The 14847-nt window shown below is 47.7% G+C and carries 9 protein-coding genes, 1 tRNA gene and 1 pseudogene; 3 read left to right on the top strand and 8 right to left on the bottom strand.

Translation table 11 applies throughout. The annotated features are described in order from the left end of the window. Positions 1-104: 104 nt before the first annotated feature. A complete protein-coding gene (locus FD23_RS05830; RefSeq protein ID WP_052933720.1) occupies positions 105-2192 on the bottom strand; it encodes a PBP1A family penicillin-binding protein in 2088 nt (695 codons plus the stop codon). Positions 2193-2332: 140 nt separating this feature from the next. On the opposite strand from FD23_RS05830, the gene FD23_RS05825 reads away from it, so the two are divergent. Beyond that, positions 2333-3181 carry an RluA family pseudouridine synthase gene (locus tag FD23_RS05825; protein WP_052933721.1) on the top strand — a complete coding sequence of 283 codons (849 nt, stop codon included), beginning with the start codon at positions 2333-2335 and terminating at the stop codon, positions 3179-3181. A gap of 94 nt (positions 3182-3275) precedes the next feature. On the opposite strand, the gene FD23_RS05820 is transcribed toward FD23_RS05825, so the two are convergent. From FD23_RS05820 to FD23_RS05810, 3 genes are all read right to left on the bottom strand, one after another. Continuing rightward, positions 3276-4187: a ketose-bisphosphate aldolase gene (locus FD23_RS05820; RefSeq protein WP_025895573.1), complete on the bottom strand. Its 912-nt coding sequence runs from the start codon at positions 4185-4187 to the stop codon at positions 3276-3278. A gap of 124 nt (positions 4188-4311) precedes the next feature. Continuing rightward, on the bottom strand, positions 4312-5016 hold the full coding sequence (locus FD23_RS05815; protein WP_025895574.1) for a L,D-transpeptidase: 705 nt from the start codon (positions 5014-5016) through the stop codon (positions 4312-4314). A 371-nt stretch (positions 5017-5387) separates the two neighbouring features. Then, a complete protein-coding gene (locus FD23_RS05810; RefSeq protein ID WP_057717954.1) occupies positions 5388-9272 on the bottom strand; it encodes a glycoside hydrolase family 70 protein in 3885 nt (1294 codons plus the stop codon). A 147-nt stretch (positions 9273-9419) separates the two neighbouring features. On the opposite strand from FD23_RS05810, the pseudogene FD23_RS05805 reads away from it, so the two are divergent. Further along, positions 9420-10266: pseudogene (locus FD23_RS05805) on the top strand (IS982 family transposase). A gap of 19 nt (positions 10267-10285) precedes the next feature. On the opposite strand, the gene FD23_RS05800 reads toward FD23_RS05805, so the two are convergent. The 4 genes from FD23_RS05800 to FD23_RS05785 all read right to left on the bottom strand — a co-directional run bounded on the left by FD23_RS05800 (position 10286) and on the right by FD23_RS05785 (position 14308). Next, positions 10286-10510 (bottom strand): hypothetical protein, encoded by a 225-nt coding sequence (locus tag FD23_RS05800; RefSeq protein WP_025896337.1) that lies wholly within the window; start codon positions 10508-10510, stop codon positions 10286-10288. A gap of 101 nt (positions 10511-10611) precedes the next feature. Next, positions 10612-12153 (bottom strand): Rib/alpha-like domain-containing protein, encoded by a 1542-nt coding sequence (locus FD23_RS05795; RefSeq protein ID WP_025896339.1) that lies wholly within the window; start codon positions 12151-12153, stop codon positions 10612-10614. Positions 12154-12168: 15 nt separating this feature from the next. After that, a complete protein-coding gene (locus FD23_RS05790) occupies positions 12169-13020 on the bottom strand; it encodes an NAD(P)H-hydrate dehydratase (RefSeq protein WP_025896340.1) in 852 nt (283 codons plus the stop codon). A 1-nt stretch (position 13021) separates the two neighbouring features. Further along, positions 13022-14308 (bottom strand): serine hydrolase, encoded by a 1287-nt coding sequence (locus FD23_RS05785; RefSeq protein WP_025896342.1) that lies wholly within the window; start codon positions 14306-14308, stop codon positions 13022-13024. Positions 14309-14405: 97 nt separating this feature from the next. On the opposite strand from FD23_RS05785, the gene FD23_RS05780 reads away from it, so the two are divergent. Continuing rightward, positions 14406-14489: transfer RNA gene (locus FD23_RS05780), tRNA-Leu, on the top strand. Positions 14490-14847: the final 358 nt, after the last annotated feature.

The following is a 14847-nucleotide window of genomic DNA, read 5'->3' as shown; positions in this document are numbered from 1 at the left end:
GTCGTTATTAACATTGTAAGGGACAACCCTTCTTTTTTGTTGCCTATTTTCTATTTACACAAGAATTTATACTGAACCTTTATTACATAAAAAATTCTGTTTGCTTATTTTCCAGTAATCTTATTGTACCATGACTGAATCGTTGATTCGGCATTCTTTACCCCATTGCTGATCGATTCTTTCAGCTTCTTGCTCCAGTCCGAAGAACTTGAAGAAGAGCTGCTTGTCCCATTGCTTTGGGCCATGGAGTCAGCTGACTGAACGGTAAAGCTGGTCTGCTTGCTGTAAGGAAGGATCCGGGTCATTTCGTCTTTATAAAGGGTGGTAATCCCGGTTTCCGAAATCCCCTGCATGTAGTGGTTCTTGTCGGTCTTGTCAAAGCCGACCCAGGTAGCCACGACCACGTCCGGGGTATAGCCGACAATCCACTGGTCCTTAGTCCCGTAAGCAAAAGATACTTCAGTTGACCCGGTCTTGCCAGCTACTGAATAGCCGGCTGGCTTGGCGTTAACGGCCGTCCCGGAAGTGAAGACGCTGAGCAGCATCTGGGTCATTTCCTTGGCCGTGTCAGCTGAAATAATCTGGCTGGTCCCGGTATTGTTGTTTTCCGCGATCACGTTGCCGCTAGCGTCGGTGATCTTGGTGATCATGTATGAGCTGTCCGGCAGCTTCCCGCTGTTGGCAAAAGCTGAGTAGGCCCGGGCCATCTGCAAAGGACTGACCCCGGTGGACACCCCGCCCAGGGCCAGGGCCAGGTTCTGGTCACTCTTTGAGACGGTAATGCCAAACTTCTTCAAGTAGCTGACCCCGGTGGACACCCCGATCTTGTTTAAAAGCCAGACAGCCGGGACGTTCTTGGACTGGGCCAGGGCCTGGTACATCGGGATCGTGGTCGAGTACTGGTTGTCGACGTTGACCGGCTCATAGCCGTTCTTGCCGAACTTCTGCCGCTTGTTGGAGAGGTCAGAGTCATAGTGGTAGCCGTTCTCCAGAGCCGGCGCGTAGACAGCCAGGGGCTTGATGGCACTGCCGGGCTGGCGCTGCATTTGCGTGGCCCGGTTGTAGCCTCTGAAGACGTGCTTGCCGCGTCCTCCGACCAGGGCCTTGACTGCCCCAGTCTTGGGATCCATGGCCACGCTGGCCCCTTGGGCCCGGGCCATGCCGGCCGGGTTGACAGGGAAGTTGTACTTGTTCTTGAAGCTGGCCTGCATGGACTTCTGGTAGTTCTGGTCCAGGGTCGTGTAGATCTTCAGCCCCTTGCTCATGATCTCGTTTTCGCTTAAACCGTACTTGCTGATGGCTTCAGAGATGACGGCGTCAAAGTAGTAAGGATACTTGTAGCCTCTGGTCGCCTTGTAGGTATCAACCAGGTTCATCCCCTCTTTTTTGGCTTTGTTGGCGGTCGTCTGGCTGATAGACTTGTTGTCAACCATCCGCTGCAGGATCAGGTTTCTTCTGGAAACCGAGTGCGAGAGGGAATCGATCGGGTTGTAGTAGGAAGGGTTCCGCAAGATGCCGGCCAAGGTTGCCCCTTCAGCCACCGTCAATTGGCTAGCGTTCTTGCCGAAGTACTTGCGGCTGGCATCCTGGACCCCGTAGACCCCGTTGCCAAAGTAGGCATTGTTGAGGTACATGGCCATGATCTGCTTTTTAGAATAGACCTTGGTCACCTGAATGGCATAGAACATTTCCTCCACCTTCCGGGACAGAGTCTGCTGCTGGGTCAAAATGGAGTTCTTGACCAGCTGCTGGGTGATGGTCGACCCGCCCCCGGCGATATTGCCCCCGTGGATGACATAGCTGACCGCCGCCCGGAGGATGCCCTTGGGGCTGATCCCGATATTGGTCCAGAAGGTCCGGTCTTCGGTGGCGACTACGGCCTTTTGAACATTGGGGGAAATCTTGCTCAAGCTGACATAGGTCCCCTTGCCGGAAGACACGGACCCGGCTTTTTTGCCATTCTGGTCATAGATAACCGTGGTCTTGGCCAGGGAAGCCTGGAGGTTGGACAGGTTGGCTGTTTTGACTTTAAAGGTATAATAAGAAGATACAGCTAAAAAAAGGCTCAAAACGATCAAAATCAACCATCTTAGCAGTTGGAAGCGGTAGTTGATCCTTTTCAGCCATCCCCACAAGCCCTTTTTGGGCTGGGAGTCGTTCATTTGTTTACGCGCTTTGCGCCTGTTTTCCATTAATATCTGCTCCTTCGTTAGAACGTGGTCTAAACAGTTTGATTTTATCATAAAAGCTGGCCGCGGCTGTCCTGCAAGGAGCAAGTTATCCATTTCTTAATTGCGCTAACAAGGTTTTTAGAAAGAAGATAAATCCCGTCATGATCTATCATTTCAGCTTAATCTATCCCGCAGACCGTCCCCCAGTTTCCGTCAGTGACCTGCTTAGGCAGCTCTTAATTCCCCGCAAATGGCGGCACTATCTTCGTACTGAGCGGCAGGTTTTAGTCAATGGCCAATACCACAGTTTCAACCAACTGGTCAAGGGCAATGAAAAAGTCGACCTCTACTTAGACCAGGTGGAATCCCTGCAAGGGGACTACCCGGCCAGCGGCAAAATGCCAGAAGTCGTCTATGAAGACGAAAATGTTTTAGTCATTGACAAGCCCAAGGGGCAAAAGACCCACCCCAACCAGGGGGAAAACGGAACGGCCCTTAACGACTGCGCCAGCTACTTAGGCTACAGCCCCTACATCGTCCACCGCCTGGACATGCTGACGGGCGGGCTCTTGCTAGTCGCTAAAAATCCTGCAGTCGTCCCGATCTTAAACCGGCAGCTGACTAGCAAGACCTTAAGACGAGACTACCTGGCTACGGTTGACTTAAACAAAGAAATACCCGATCAAGGCACAATTGACCTGCCGATCGGGCAAGACCCGGCAGACCAAAGAAAAAGGCAGGTCAGAGCTGACGGCTTAAGAGCAGTCAGCCACTTCCAGGTCTTAGAAAAAGACGAGGAGAAAAAGCAGGCTAAACTGCTGGTAACTTTGGAAACCGGCCGGACCCACCAGATCCGGGTCCACTTGTCAGCCTCAGGCTGGCCGATCGTGGGCGATCCCCTCTACAACCCAAATTTTGCCGGCGAAGACTTGGCTTTAACCGGCTGGCAGCTGACCTTCGTCAAACCCTACAGCTTTAACCAGGTCGCAGTCAGATTAGACAAAAAATAAGTACAAAATTGAATAAGAGAAAAAGAAAAAGGCTCTATAGCAGCAAATGCTGTTGTAGAGCCTTTTCTCATGAAAAATAATCTGAAGCTTCAGATTATTCTTCGTTAAGTGAGCTTCTGTCGAATGAAGCGTCAGCTTCCTTGTCGTCGATTGATGGAGTACCCATCCAGCTGATCATTTCCTTCATTGAGTCAGTGATAGCTTCAGTACCTGGCAAGAGCAGCTTACGTGGGTCGTAACCCTTCTTGCTCTTGTCTTGGTCCTTGCCTTCTTCGATGTACTTGCGAGTAGCTTCTTGGAATGCAAGTTGGAATTCAGTGTTGATGTTGATCTTTGAGATACCCAAAGAAATTGCCTTTTCGATTTGGTCTTGAGGAATACCTGAACCACCGTGCAAAACAAGTGGAGTTTCAGGAACAGCTTCAGCGATTTCCTTAAGACGGTCGAAGTTCAAGCCGCTCCAGCCTTCTGGGTAAACACCGTGGATGTTACCGATACCGCAGGCAAGCTTGTCAACGCCAGCAGCTGCGAAAGCCTTAGCGTCTTCTACTGAAGCAAGTTCGCCGGCACCTTGGTTTTCACCGATCTTGCCGATTTCAGCTTCAACAGAAATGCCGCGTTCGTGAGCCAGCTTGATGATTTCCTTGGTCTTGGCCAAGTTTTCTTCAGTTGGCAATGCGTGGCCGTCGAACATAACGCTTGAATAGCCAAGCTTGATACATTCAACAGCTGAGTCGTAGTCGCCGTGGTCCAAGTTCAAGATAACTGGAACTGAGATGTTCATAGCGTCCATTGAGTCTTCTACCAAGTCCTTAACGAGCTTGTAGCCACCCATGTACTTAGCAGCACCAGTTGAAACTTGAATCAACAATGGAGTTCTGGTTTCTTCAGCACCACGAAGAAGAGCGCGGGTCCATTCCAAGTTGTTAGTGTTGTAGGCACCAACAGCGTAGTGTTCCTTACGAGCCTTCTTAAAAATGTCATTACCGTTAACAAAATAAGCCATAAAAATACCTCCTAGCTTCTTACGACTCTATTGTACCCAATAATGAATATTAGAGCAAACAAATTCTCTCTTGTAAGTGCTTTATACCAAAAATATTTGTGTTCGCTTTCTCTATGCAGATTTCCTAACGCATTTTGAGGACAACCTTGCTGCCAACTGGCAGGCCCCCGTTCAATCTTTGCTCATAGATCCACTTGGCATCGCTGACTGACAGACGAACGCAGCCATGGCTGTCCGGCTTCTTGCCCAGGGTAGTCAGGTGGGCTCCGCCCTTGTAGCCATAGTGGTATTTGCCGGCCTTAACCCCGGAATTGAAGTTGTTGATCGGGACTGAGTGGAAGAGGTAGACCCCGTGCTGGTGATAGGAGACGCAATAGCGGGCCCCTACCCCGTCATTAGTGTAGAAGACCTCACCGGCTTCTTCCTGGATCCGGTAGTTGCCGACTGGGGTCCGGCTTTCACCGTTCTTCTTGATCGCGCCCGGGGAAGCGTACATGGTGTAGATGACTTTCTTGCCGGACATGACATAGGCCCGGGCTCCCAAAATGGAGACGCGGATCCAGACATCCTTGTACTTACGCAGGTCAGGGTACTTGCGCTTGGTTTCGCTGGAGTACAGGTAGTAGTGGCCGGTCATGGGACGCATGTCACTCGGGTCAGGGTAAGGACGGTCATTTTCTTTCTTGGCAACCTGCTCCTTCTTCGGGGGATGCTCCTGAACCTTGCTCTTTCCGCCGACCTCCGGCAGGGGCTCAAAGACTGGAATGACCATCAAGCACGCGATTATGGCAATCAGCAGCATTCCTATTCGTTTATGGGCCTTGTTCATCAGTTACACTCTTTTCCTAATTTCTTTTCAAAAGCTCGCAATCTCCAATATAGCGATTTCACACAGGATTAAGCTTATTATCTTACAAATCAGCTTAAAAACATAGTCAAACCACTTCAGTTTGCCCGAATTTTAAAGAAAAAGCAATCCAAAATGGATTGCTCTTAAAAAACTTATTTGATTTGTAATAAACGAAATCTAACTGTAAAACGAGTCGTGCCGTCATAAGTACAAGTGAACAGGCTCAAATCGTACTTACTTTGAACCATCTTGCTGATGGCGGTCGGCTGCAGGACTTCCATTTTCTGGACCTGGTAGACATAGCGCTGGCCGGCTGAAGCGCCACTTGCTGGCTACCGGCAAAGTCAGATTTAAAGTCGGGAAATTGAGATAACCGCTGCATGCGTTGACTTTAATCGCGTCCTTGCCAGATTTCTTTGCTTTCGCAGTTTTTGGCGCCTGCTCGATCGTCCGTACGATTGCCTTGGCAGGAAAGCCTTATTTTTTAATTCCTGTTGAACATAGTAACCAATCGATCCCATCTGTTCTGGAAGGGTCGTCTTAAACTTATCGTTATTACCACCATTCAGGTAAGCGTAATCGCCATTAGGTAATTTCACAGCTAAACCAATTCCAATATTTTGAAGTGATGTACCGTTTTCGTATTTAGCAGACCACTTAGTAATATGAGTAGTTGGATCAGGAGCTACGCCGGTAGAAATGGCCCTTGTGGTGAACAAGTCAGGATACTTGGACTGTAACTCTGACAGATACTTACCACCATAAGTTTCCTGTCCGTTTCCACCACCGGTTGTGTATGCAAAGTATATTTGATTAGCATATGTCTTACCATTGACGTAAATCTGAATTCCACGATTGTTAGTTCTGGTAACCGTTACTGCTTCTTGACCGGAAAAGCCAATCATCTGGTTCATAACAATATCTTCCTGAACCTTTAAGCCAGCGCTATGCAAAGCGGCAATCGCGTTTGCTAATTCTTCACCACTTCCATACTTGGTTGGATTAGCATTAGTCCCTAGGTTATAGCGATCAGTCATAGAATAACCTTCGTTATAGCGACTCATACGAAACGGTGTGTAAGCAGGAGCCATCCAGAAGTCAGTGATTCCCAGGTTGTTAAAGAGCGCAGCGTTTTTGGCAATAATATTATATGCATGATTCTCTGTACTTGTTGGTTCAGGTTGATACAAACTAAAGTCTTCATAGATCATATGAGAATCAAGTGCAGCATTAGATTCGAAGATCTTATTACTATCTGCTGAAACAGTGGCGGCATTAGTAGTAACATCCTGATTTCCAGAAACAACTGGGACCCACACACCAAGATATCCACTTACATAGGGATTGCTGTATCCCTTAACAGTAACCTTCAAAATACCATTATCATCAGTTGTTAAGGTCTCTGGATTTTCAGCACCATAAGCATTATATGTTAAACCATTATCCGTTGTGTCAAGCAAGTTACGATACTGCTCATTAGCATGGGCACGACCCATATTAATAGAAATTGTTTGCTCTGCCATTTGTGGATTGTTACCAACGATAACTGCCATTCCACTCGTTCGACTCAAACTATCAGTACCCTCACTATTAGCATTAGCAACGCCCTTACCATAACGAACGCTTGCAATTAAGTTATCGCTAAGCTTGGTCATTGTTTGTCCGCCGCTAACAAATTGTTTCCGTGCCTTCATTAACGTCGTAATTGCATCATAGTAGATCGACTTTTCCTGCATATATTGTGCAGTTTCGTTGTAAAGATCACCATAGTAAATCTGCGGTACAGTATCTTTATTGCTTAGAAGAATTGCATATTGTGCTGGAACGTTATACTGAGCATACTGCTTATCGGTCTTCTTTTGATCAGCATAAAACTCTTGCCAAGCTTGGTTAGCATATTCTGCTTTATATGCTGATCCCATAATGGAAGCTATGCCAGGATGGTCTTTAATAATTAACCTATTAATCAAGTTCTTGCGTTGATCATGGTTAGTGACAAATGACCAGTTTGGAGTAGCTTCATTTTCCGTAACGTCATTTTGCCGGTTAACAATACTATTAGTAACCAAATCACTAATATTATCACGATTGTTAGCACGTCCGAGGACATTCTCTAAAGTATAGAATTCTCCAGAATCCATGTACAATTGTGGATTACCCTTCTTGTTCAACATCCGGGCAGCACCTGAATGGTATCCTTCGTTATAGCTTAAGTGATTATTAGCATTTTGCGGGTTACCCTTCATATGGTACATATCATTCATTAATTGTCCCATCTGGTCGAACACATCAGCATCAATATTATCAGCAGCATCAACCCGAAAACCGTCAAAATTACCATCCTGGTTATAACCCATCAGCTTACCATAATTTAACAAGAAGTATTCCCAGTTAAGGTTCTCAGCTTGTACCACCGGATTAGAGTTATCAATATCATTTCCAACCAATAACTCAGGACTGTTATCGCTATTATCATTACCAGTTTGGTTATTGATCGTACGGTTCATTAAGCGATACTTACTATCAGCGTCATTAACGAAGATTACTTGATCGTTATCTACAGTTCCGCTTTCATTAGGCTTATAATTTGGTATGCTCTGTACTGATAATTCAGATGAAGCCGATAGTTCAGGAACAGTAGCTGCAAAACCATTAATGTCATTTGCTAACTTACCCGTTCCCTTATTAGTAGCAATACTTTGTTCAATTACGTAACGAAGATTTTGTGCTGCCGTGTTAAGAACTGTTGCATCTGTGTCCTTGTTAAAATTTGCTACCGATACCTTTGTTAATCCATAATTAGCATTCTCATAACCATGATTAACAAAATACTTAATGAATTGTGCCTGAACATCCTTATTTGGCCATACATACATCAAGATTGGCCGCCAGTCACCAGCCCCGGTCTTGTACCATGTCTTACCATCTTGGCTTGTTCCAATTGGTCGGTACCAACCACTGTAGCTAAGGTAGCCATCAACATTGTTAATGGAGTTGGCATCCATCGAATAGGCCAAGTTCTCCCAAGTACCAGCGTCGAGGCTCTTAATAAGCTTGTTTGTCCGAATATCATAAATATTAAACTTGCCGTTTTCAATTGCCCCACGGATGGTGACCATTGCGTCACCGTTACCACCGAAGTAATAGAATTTATTACCTTCTTGATAATACCGGTTACGATATTGAACGTGGTCCGCGCCGTAATATTCTAGCTTATTATTGGCGTAATAACGTAAGCCAGTTACTGCGTCACCCTTGCTACCAAAGTAATACCACTTATTTCCCTGACGAGCATAACGATTACGATACTGAACATGATCTTTGCCGTAATATTCTAGCTTGTTATTGCCGTAATGACGTAAGCCAGTTACTGCGTCACCATTGCTACCAAAGTAATACCACTTATTTCCCTGATGAGCATAACGATTACGATACTGAACATGATCTTTGCCATAATATTCTAGCTTGTTATTGCCGTAATGACGTAAGCCGGTAACTGCGTCACCCTTGCTACCAAAGTAATACCACTTATTTCCCTGACTAGCATAACGATTACGATACTGAACATGATCTTTGCCATAATATTCTAGCTTGTTATTACTGTAGTGTCGTAGACCAGTGATAGGTTGTCCATCATTTACTTGGCTAATAGAACCAGAGGCAGCACTAGTTGTGTGAGCTTTCGCCTCATGGCTTTTGTTATTACTGGAGCTTACTTTTTGGCCCGTTTGGTTGGCGGCACTCGAAACAGCCTCGGTAGTAGCGCTTGAGGTAGCAGTTACTGCTTGACTAGTGTTTGAGTTGGCAGTTTCGCTGTCCGCTTGACTGAGGATACTCGAAGCAGCCTTGGTGGTTGTACTTGAGGTAGCGGTTGCTGCTTGGCCCTGATTTTGGGCAGAAGAAGAGGCAGCCGTCGATTCCGTGGTGATTTCTTGACTGCCGTTGTCAGTTGCCGCGGGATTTTCTGCAGTCTTGCCTGCATCTGCATTGGCATTATTGTCTTCTGTCTGCTCGGTACTTTCCGTGCCGGCAGCTTTTTCCGCTGTATTCGTCTGCGTCTGGGCCGCTTGCTCGCTAGCAGTCGTGGTATCAGCCTTTACTTGGCTGCCCGCGCCACTAGCCCAGAACATAGTCGCCCCAAGAAGCACAGACGTCATACCTACGCTAATCTTTCTTAAGGACCATCTTTGCTTTTCGCTAGATGGTTCATTCATCATTTTCTTTCTTGAATTCATACTCTGATGCGTCTCCTAATTTTTCCTGAGAAGTTATTTGCGTATACTAATACACTGTAATTATATAACTGGCATTTCTTTATTCAAAAACAGAAAGGAGTCCTTACAATGTTGAATCAATTATAGACTAAACCTTATAGTCACCGTTTGCAAGTAGAGTTTAGAACTTTGTCGAAAATCTGCAAGAAACTTTATTACAAGTACGCCCCATCTCGGTTAACTCACCGCCGCAATGCCAGTCTGGTAAAGGTTCCAGACTACGAGATCATTGCATTACTTGTCTGGCAAGCTGAGGAAGGTATATCTTCTCAGCGCAGATTTGCCCGTTGCTGGGGACTTTGTGGTCTAGGTCTCGTTTTAATCGCAGGGCTAGAGCGCTTCTTGGCATCACTGCTCAGATCGTCAACGATCTGAAGTCAAGAGTCGATCTGTTTGATCAGTATATGATCATTGACAGTCTACCCATGCCTTTGTGTCAGCCAATCAGAAACCGCAGAGCTAAGGTGTTTGAAGGAACAGCCAACATTGGCTATAACTCAACCAAAAAGTTTTACAGTTTTACTACTACGGTTTTAAAGGCCATTTTGCTGTATCTTAGGACGGGTATGTTCTTGGCTATGTAATCACCAAGGCATCAATCCACGATGCAAAAGAAGCAGAAGAGCTTATTCTCAGTCCCCGTCCCGAAGGGCACTTTATCTTAGGCGATGAAGGTTATATAGGCAAACTACTGCACGATACCCTCAAGATAGACGGTTATATACTGTGGACACCTTATCGGAAAAATATGAAGAGTGCTAAGCAGCATAACAAAAGAGAGCTAATGGCGATTTGCAGAACAATCGAGAGTGTGTTTTCAGTACTAAAGTACTACGTAATTGAAAATATACTTGCAAGAAATGTAGATGGTTTCCAACAAACTGTCGAGATAATTGTATTAACTTACAATATCAGCTACATCCTACAGAGATATGGATTCAGATTCTTCAACTAGCACCACGCGTAGTTCTATATTACTTGTTACTAATTAGTAGCTCTTGATCAAGGACATAAGTCTTGTCATCGTCAGTCAAGCTCTGATGGCTCTTGTCGGTTAATTCCCGGTAAAGCTCACTGGCTAAAGCGTAGTGAGTGCCGGTCCCTCGGTCAGTTACGGCTTCATCATGTCTGGTATAGCTGGTTGCGTTATAGATGTCGTCCTGCAAAACCGCAACAATCAGCAATTCAATTCTATACAAGGCAAAAAAACAGGGCTCTTCCACATCGCGTGAAAAAGTCCTGTTTACTTTTACATTAACAAGTAATATTAATTTTTTGACTAGAAATTCTACTTAAAGGCCTACTTGTACTTGATAACGACCTTGGTACCCACCTTCAGCTTGCCTGAAGTCCGTTGACCGTACAGCCAGCGGGCGTCACTCAGCGTCAGCCGGATGCAGCCGTGAGAGTCTGGCTTGGTCCCTTGCACAGTCAGGTGGGCCGTGCTGCCGACGCCGCCGTAGCCGTAGTGGTAGCCCTTGTAGTAGACGCCAGAGCCATAGTTGTTGATTGGCACGCTGTGGAACAAGTAGTCACTGCCGTAGTAAGCCATGTAGTAACGGGCCCCTACGCCGTCTGAAGACATGAAGGACGGGCCATAAGCTGCCTTCAAGTAGAAGGTGCCACGCGGCGTGTCGCTTTGGTACTTGCCGTTAGTCATTTCAAAACGGCCGGCTGAAGAGTACATAGTGTAGATGACCTTCTTGCCGCTCATGACGTAAACCCGGTTGCCCAGGATGGAAACCCGGATCCAGACATTCTTGTGCTTGGCCAGGTTCGGGTAAGCCCGCTTCTCACTTGACTGGAAGTAGTAAGCTCCAGTCTTGGGCCGCATGTCGGCTGGGTCATAGTAAGGAGCGCTGGCTGGCTTATGCAGAACCCGCTTGTAGCTGACCTTGACGGTAACATTCTTGGTCTTGCTGGTCACCGTCTTGGCCTTAACTTTAGTCGTGCTGCGCTTGTAGCCGCTTATTGCAGGAACATTATAACTCTTCCAGGTCCCTTTTGACCACTTGCCATAGCTCTTCTTCGCCTTCTTGGAAGTCTTGGTTAATTTGCCATCAGTATAGGTTTTAGTCGTCGTGGTGGTGGTCGTTACCGTTCTGGACAGCTTAACCTTTTGGGTGATGGTCTTGTTCTTGCCCGGCCGATCCAGGATTATCTTCCGGATCTTGGTAGTGTATTGCTTCTTCTTGCTCTTCTTGACCGACTTCTTGGTCGTCACGACTGAAGACACTTTAACCGTAACATCAACCGTGTCAGTAGACTTGTCAGTGTAGGTTACTAAAACAGTCCCCTTGAACGTGCCGGCCTTGGCCGTGCTTGGTGCCTGCTTCCAGGTCACACTGGCCACGTTCTTAAGGCTGGAAAGGTTGCTGATGGCTGAGCTGGCCGTCAGGCTCTTGCCCACCTTGACCGTCAAGCCGGTCTTGGCTACAGGGCTGTTCTGGCTGGCATAACTGGTTACTACTTCCAGGTCGACTTCAACTTCGCTGGTCGTCCCGTCAGTATAAGTGATGACTACCGTTGCCTTTTGGCTGCCGGCAGCTGACACGTCTGGCGTGGTCTTCCAGATGTAACCCTGGACGTTCTTTAAATCATCCTTGTTGCTGATGGCGTCAGAAGCATTCGGCAGAGTGCCCACAGGCGTGGTCAGCTTCTTCCCTTTGGCTTCCTGCTGGTTTAAAGCAGTTGACGTTTCTGACGTATCCGTTGTGTTGGTTGACGTATTGGTCGTCTGCGCCGTGTCCGTGTCAGCCAAGACTCCTTGGCTGCCCAGGCCACTGGTCAGCAGGGTCAAAGCTGCCACTGAAAGCAGGGTAAGATACTTTGACTTTTTCATAATTCCCTCCGATATCTAACAGGTGCTCAGGCGCTTCATCAAGTGCGGCATATAAGCTGAAATTTGCGTTGGCCGCACCAGGTAGGAGGACTGGTAAAGGTCGTCCCCTGCCCTTGAGTGGCAGTAAACTGCTGCTAAAACGCTGGTCAGCTTGGGGCCAAACTGGCCAAGAAAAGCGGCAATAATTCCAGCTAAAGTATCGCCCATTCCGCCCGTAGCCATTCCGGGGTTGCCGGCTGAATTGCGGTAGATTTCACCTGTAAAAGCATATACTCGCGTTCGATGTGCCTTCAAGACTAGTATAACATTTTTCGTTTTGCCAGAGAACAAACGCGAAAGAGCCTCTTGGTTGGCCTGGTCTTCCTGGTCAGCAATCTTGATCCCGCTCAGCCTCTGCCACTCCATCTGGTGGGGAGTCAGAATGACCAGGCCGGCCTGGAGATTTCTCAGCAGGTCAGGCTTTTGGCTGAGCAAGTCTAAAGCGCTGGCGTCAAAAATAATAGTCTGGTCAGAACCTACATGCTGGCAGACTGCTTCTAAAATTTCCCAGGCTTTTTCCCCCAGGCCCAGGCCAGGCCCGCACAAAATTACATTAGACCGGGAAATCTGCTTAGCCAGATCTAAATTGTAGTCAAGCACGGCTGTTTCTGGCAGGCGGGCGTGGAGGGCGGCAAAATTGACCGGGTCGGTCGCTACCGTTGTCAGACCCGCCCCGGAGTAAACCGCAGCTTCGGCAGCCATACTGATGGCTCCGCCATACTGGTGATTTCCGCCAATTAGCAGAACCCGGCCGTAATTGCCCTTGTGGCTTTCAGCCGGCCGGGGGCGGACCACCTGCCGGGCTAAATCTTCATCAATGCTTTTCATCTTACTTGCTGCCAAAGATGCTCCGCCACAAACGGACAAAGAAGTTGGCCTCCTGGTTGTCCTGAGTTGCCACAGCTGAGGCAGTCACCGTCTTGCCGCTAAGAGATGGCAATTTACCGCTAGTTGCTGAGAACTTGTAGCTGGCCACCTTGCTCCCCTTCTTTACAGGGGCAGAAACAGTAGTCTTGGATAAAGAAGTCTGCAGCTTGCTGCCCTGCTTGGCCCAGATAGTCACCGTCTTGTCCAAAACAACCTTGCTGCTGGTTTCCTTGCCTTCTGGCACCTTGACCGTGTTGGCCCCGCTGATGCTGGACCCCTTCTTCAAGGTTACGGCCGTGTAGTTTTGGTAGACATAATGCATCAATTTGGCCGTCTGCACGAAACGGGACGGGTCCTGGCTGTTTGCGTGCTTGGCGCCCAAAACCACAGTGATGATCCGGTGGCCGTTTTTCTTCACAGTCCCGGCAAAGCAGGCACCGGCCTTATCAGTCGTCCCGGTCTTCAAACCGTCAACTGGCAGGTCAGAGTAGTAGCTGCTCAGCCCCTTCAGCATCCAGTTCCAGTTGGTCATCTGGCTTTGCGTTGAACCGGATGAGAAGGTAGCGCTGGTAATTGAAGTCGTCTGCAAGACTTCCGGGAAGTTCTTTAAGAGCTTCTGGCAGACGATGGCCATATCAGTAGCTGACATCTCGTTTTCAACGTCCTTGCCCACGCCCGGGTAAGCGGCTGAGCCAAGGTTGCCATTAGCCAAGCCGCAGGCGTTGTAGATCTTGGCGTCCTTAATCCCCCAGCTGGTCAAAAGCTTCCGCATCTTTTTAACAAAAGTTACCTGGTCGCCGCTGACAGCCTGGGCCAGGGTCATGGCTGCCCCGTTAGCGGATTCGATCAAAGTGGCCCGGTAAAGTTCCTTGATCGTGTAAGCATGGCTGCTAGTTAATGGCACATTGGAATACTCAGTGTTCTGGCTGATCTTGGCAATCGCGGCCGTCGGTTTAGCCGTGCTGGTCCAGGACAGCTTGCCCTGCTTGATGGCCTGCAGGGTTAGGTAAACCGTCACCAGCTTGGTCATGGAAGCAATCTGCCGCGGGGTCGTGGCATTCTTGGCATAAAGGATCTGCCCGCTATCGGCATCAACGGCAATCGCGGCCTTGACGTCCAGGTTCAGGTCCTGCTGCTGGTAGTTAGCGGTTGCCGCCGCAACCGGCGCGGCCTGCCAAGTACTTATTCCGGTCAGTAATAATCCACTGGCTGCCAGACTCAGCAGCGCCTTTTTGATCTTTTTTAACAAAATCGCTCCTCTTTTCAAAAAATTACGAAAATTTTGAATTAGCACTTCCATTTTACCAAATTTTTGCTATTATTAAATATGTGCTGAGGCACGAGATGCCCACTTGGCGGAATTGGCAGACGCGCAGCGTTCAGGTCGCTGTTCTGGCAACAGAGTGAAGGTTCGACTCCTTTAGTGGGCATGAATGAATAGCTGGGACGTCCAGCATGGTAGTTTTAAGAGCTGACCTAAGGGTCGGCTCTTTTTTGCTTCTCCTGCCTTTTCAGCCTAGCAAAGCAATGGAAAACTGCTCCTAAGAAAAAAGTAAATTTTTTCTAAAAAAGCAAAAAGAAGATCTACCTCAAAAAAGGAGATCTTCTTTTGATGTTACTAGTTATGCCGGCTCTTAGTGAGAAGCACCTGAACTAGTGTCTGGTGCAGTTTCTGGAGTTGAAGCACTTGAAGTTGCTTGAACTTGCAATGCTTCTGCCTTGTCTTCTGAGTGGCCGGATGCACCTGAAGCCGCGTCAATTTCCAAACCAAACTTTTCAGCAAAGTAT

This window comes from Lactobacillus delbrueckii subsp. delbrueckii DSM 20074 = JCM 1012 (assembly GCF_001433875.1).
Lineage (GTDB): Bacteria > Bacillota > Bacilli > Lactobacillales > Lactobacillaceae > Lactobacillus > Lactobacillus delbrueckii.
This window is presented reverse-complemented; position numbering and strand designations above follow the sequence as displayed.

Bases quoted from the DNA above. Each gene is read 5' to 3' on its own strand.
- FD23_RS05830 (WP_052933720.1), bottom strand. From the start codon at position 2,192: ATGGAAAACAGGCGCAAAGCGCGTAAACAAATGAACGACTCCCAGCCC.
- FD23_RS05825 (WP_052933721.1), top strand. From the start codon at position 2,333: ATGATCTATCATTTCAGCTTAATCTATCCCGCAGACCGTCCCCCAGTT.
- FD23_RS05820 (WP_025895573.1), bottom strand. From the start codon at position 4,187: ATGGCTTATTTTGTTAACGGTAATGACATTTTTAAGAAGGCTCGTAAG.
- FD23_RS05815 (WP_025895574.1), bottom strand. From the start codon at position 5,016: ATGAACAAGGCCCATAAACGAATAGGAATGCTGCTGATTGCCATAATC.
- FD23_RS05810 (WP_057717954.1), bottom strand. From the start codon at position 9,272: ATGAATTCAAGAAAGAAAATGATGAATGAACCATCTAGCGAAAAGCAA.
- FD23_RS05795 (WP_025896339.1), bottom strand. From the start codon at position 12,153: ATGAAAAAGTCAAAGTATCTTACCCTGCTTTCAGTGGCAGCTTTGACC.
- FD23_RS05790 (WP_025896340.1), bottom strand. From the start codon at position 13,020: ATGAAAAGCATTGATGAAGATTTAGCCCGGCAGGTGGTCCGCCCCCGG.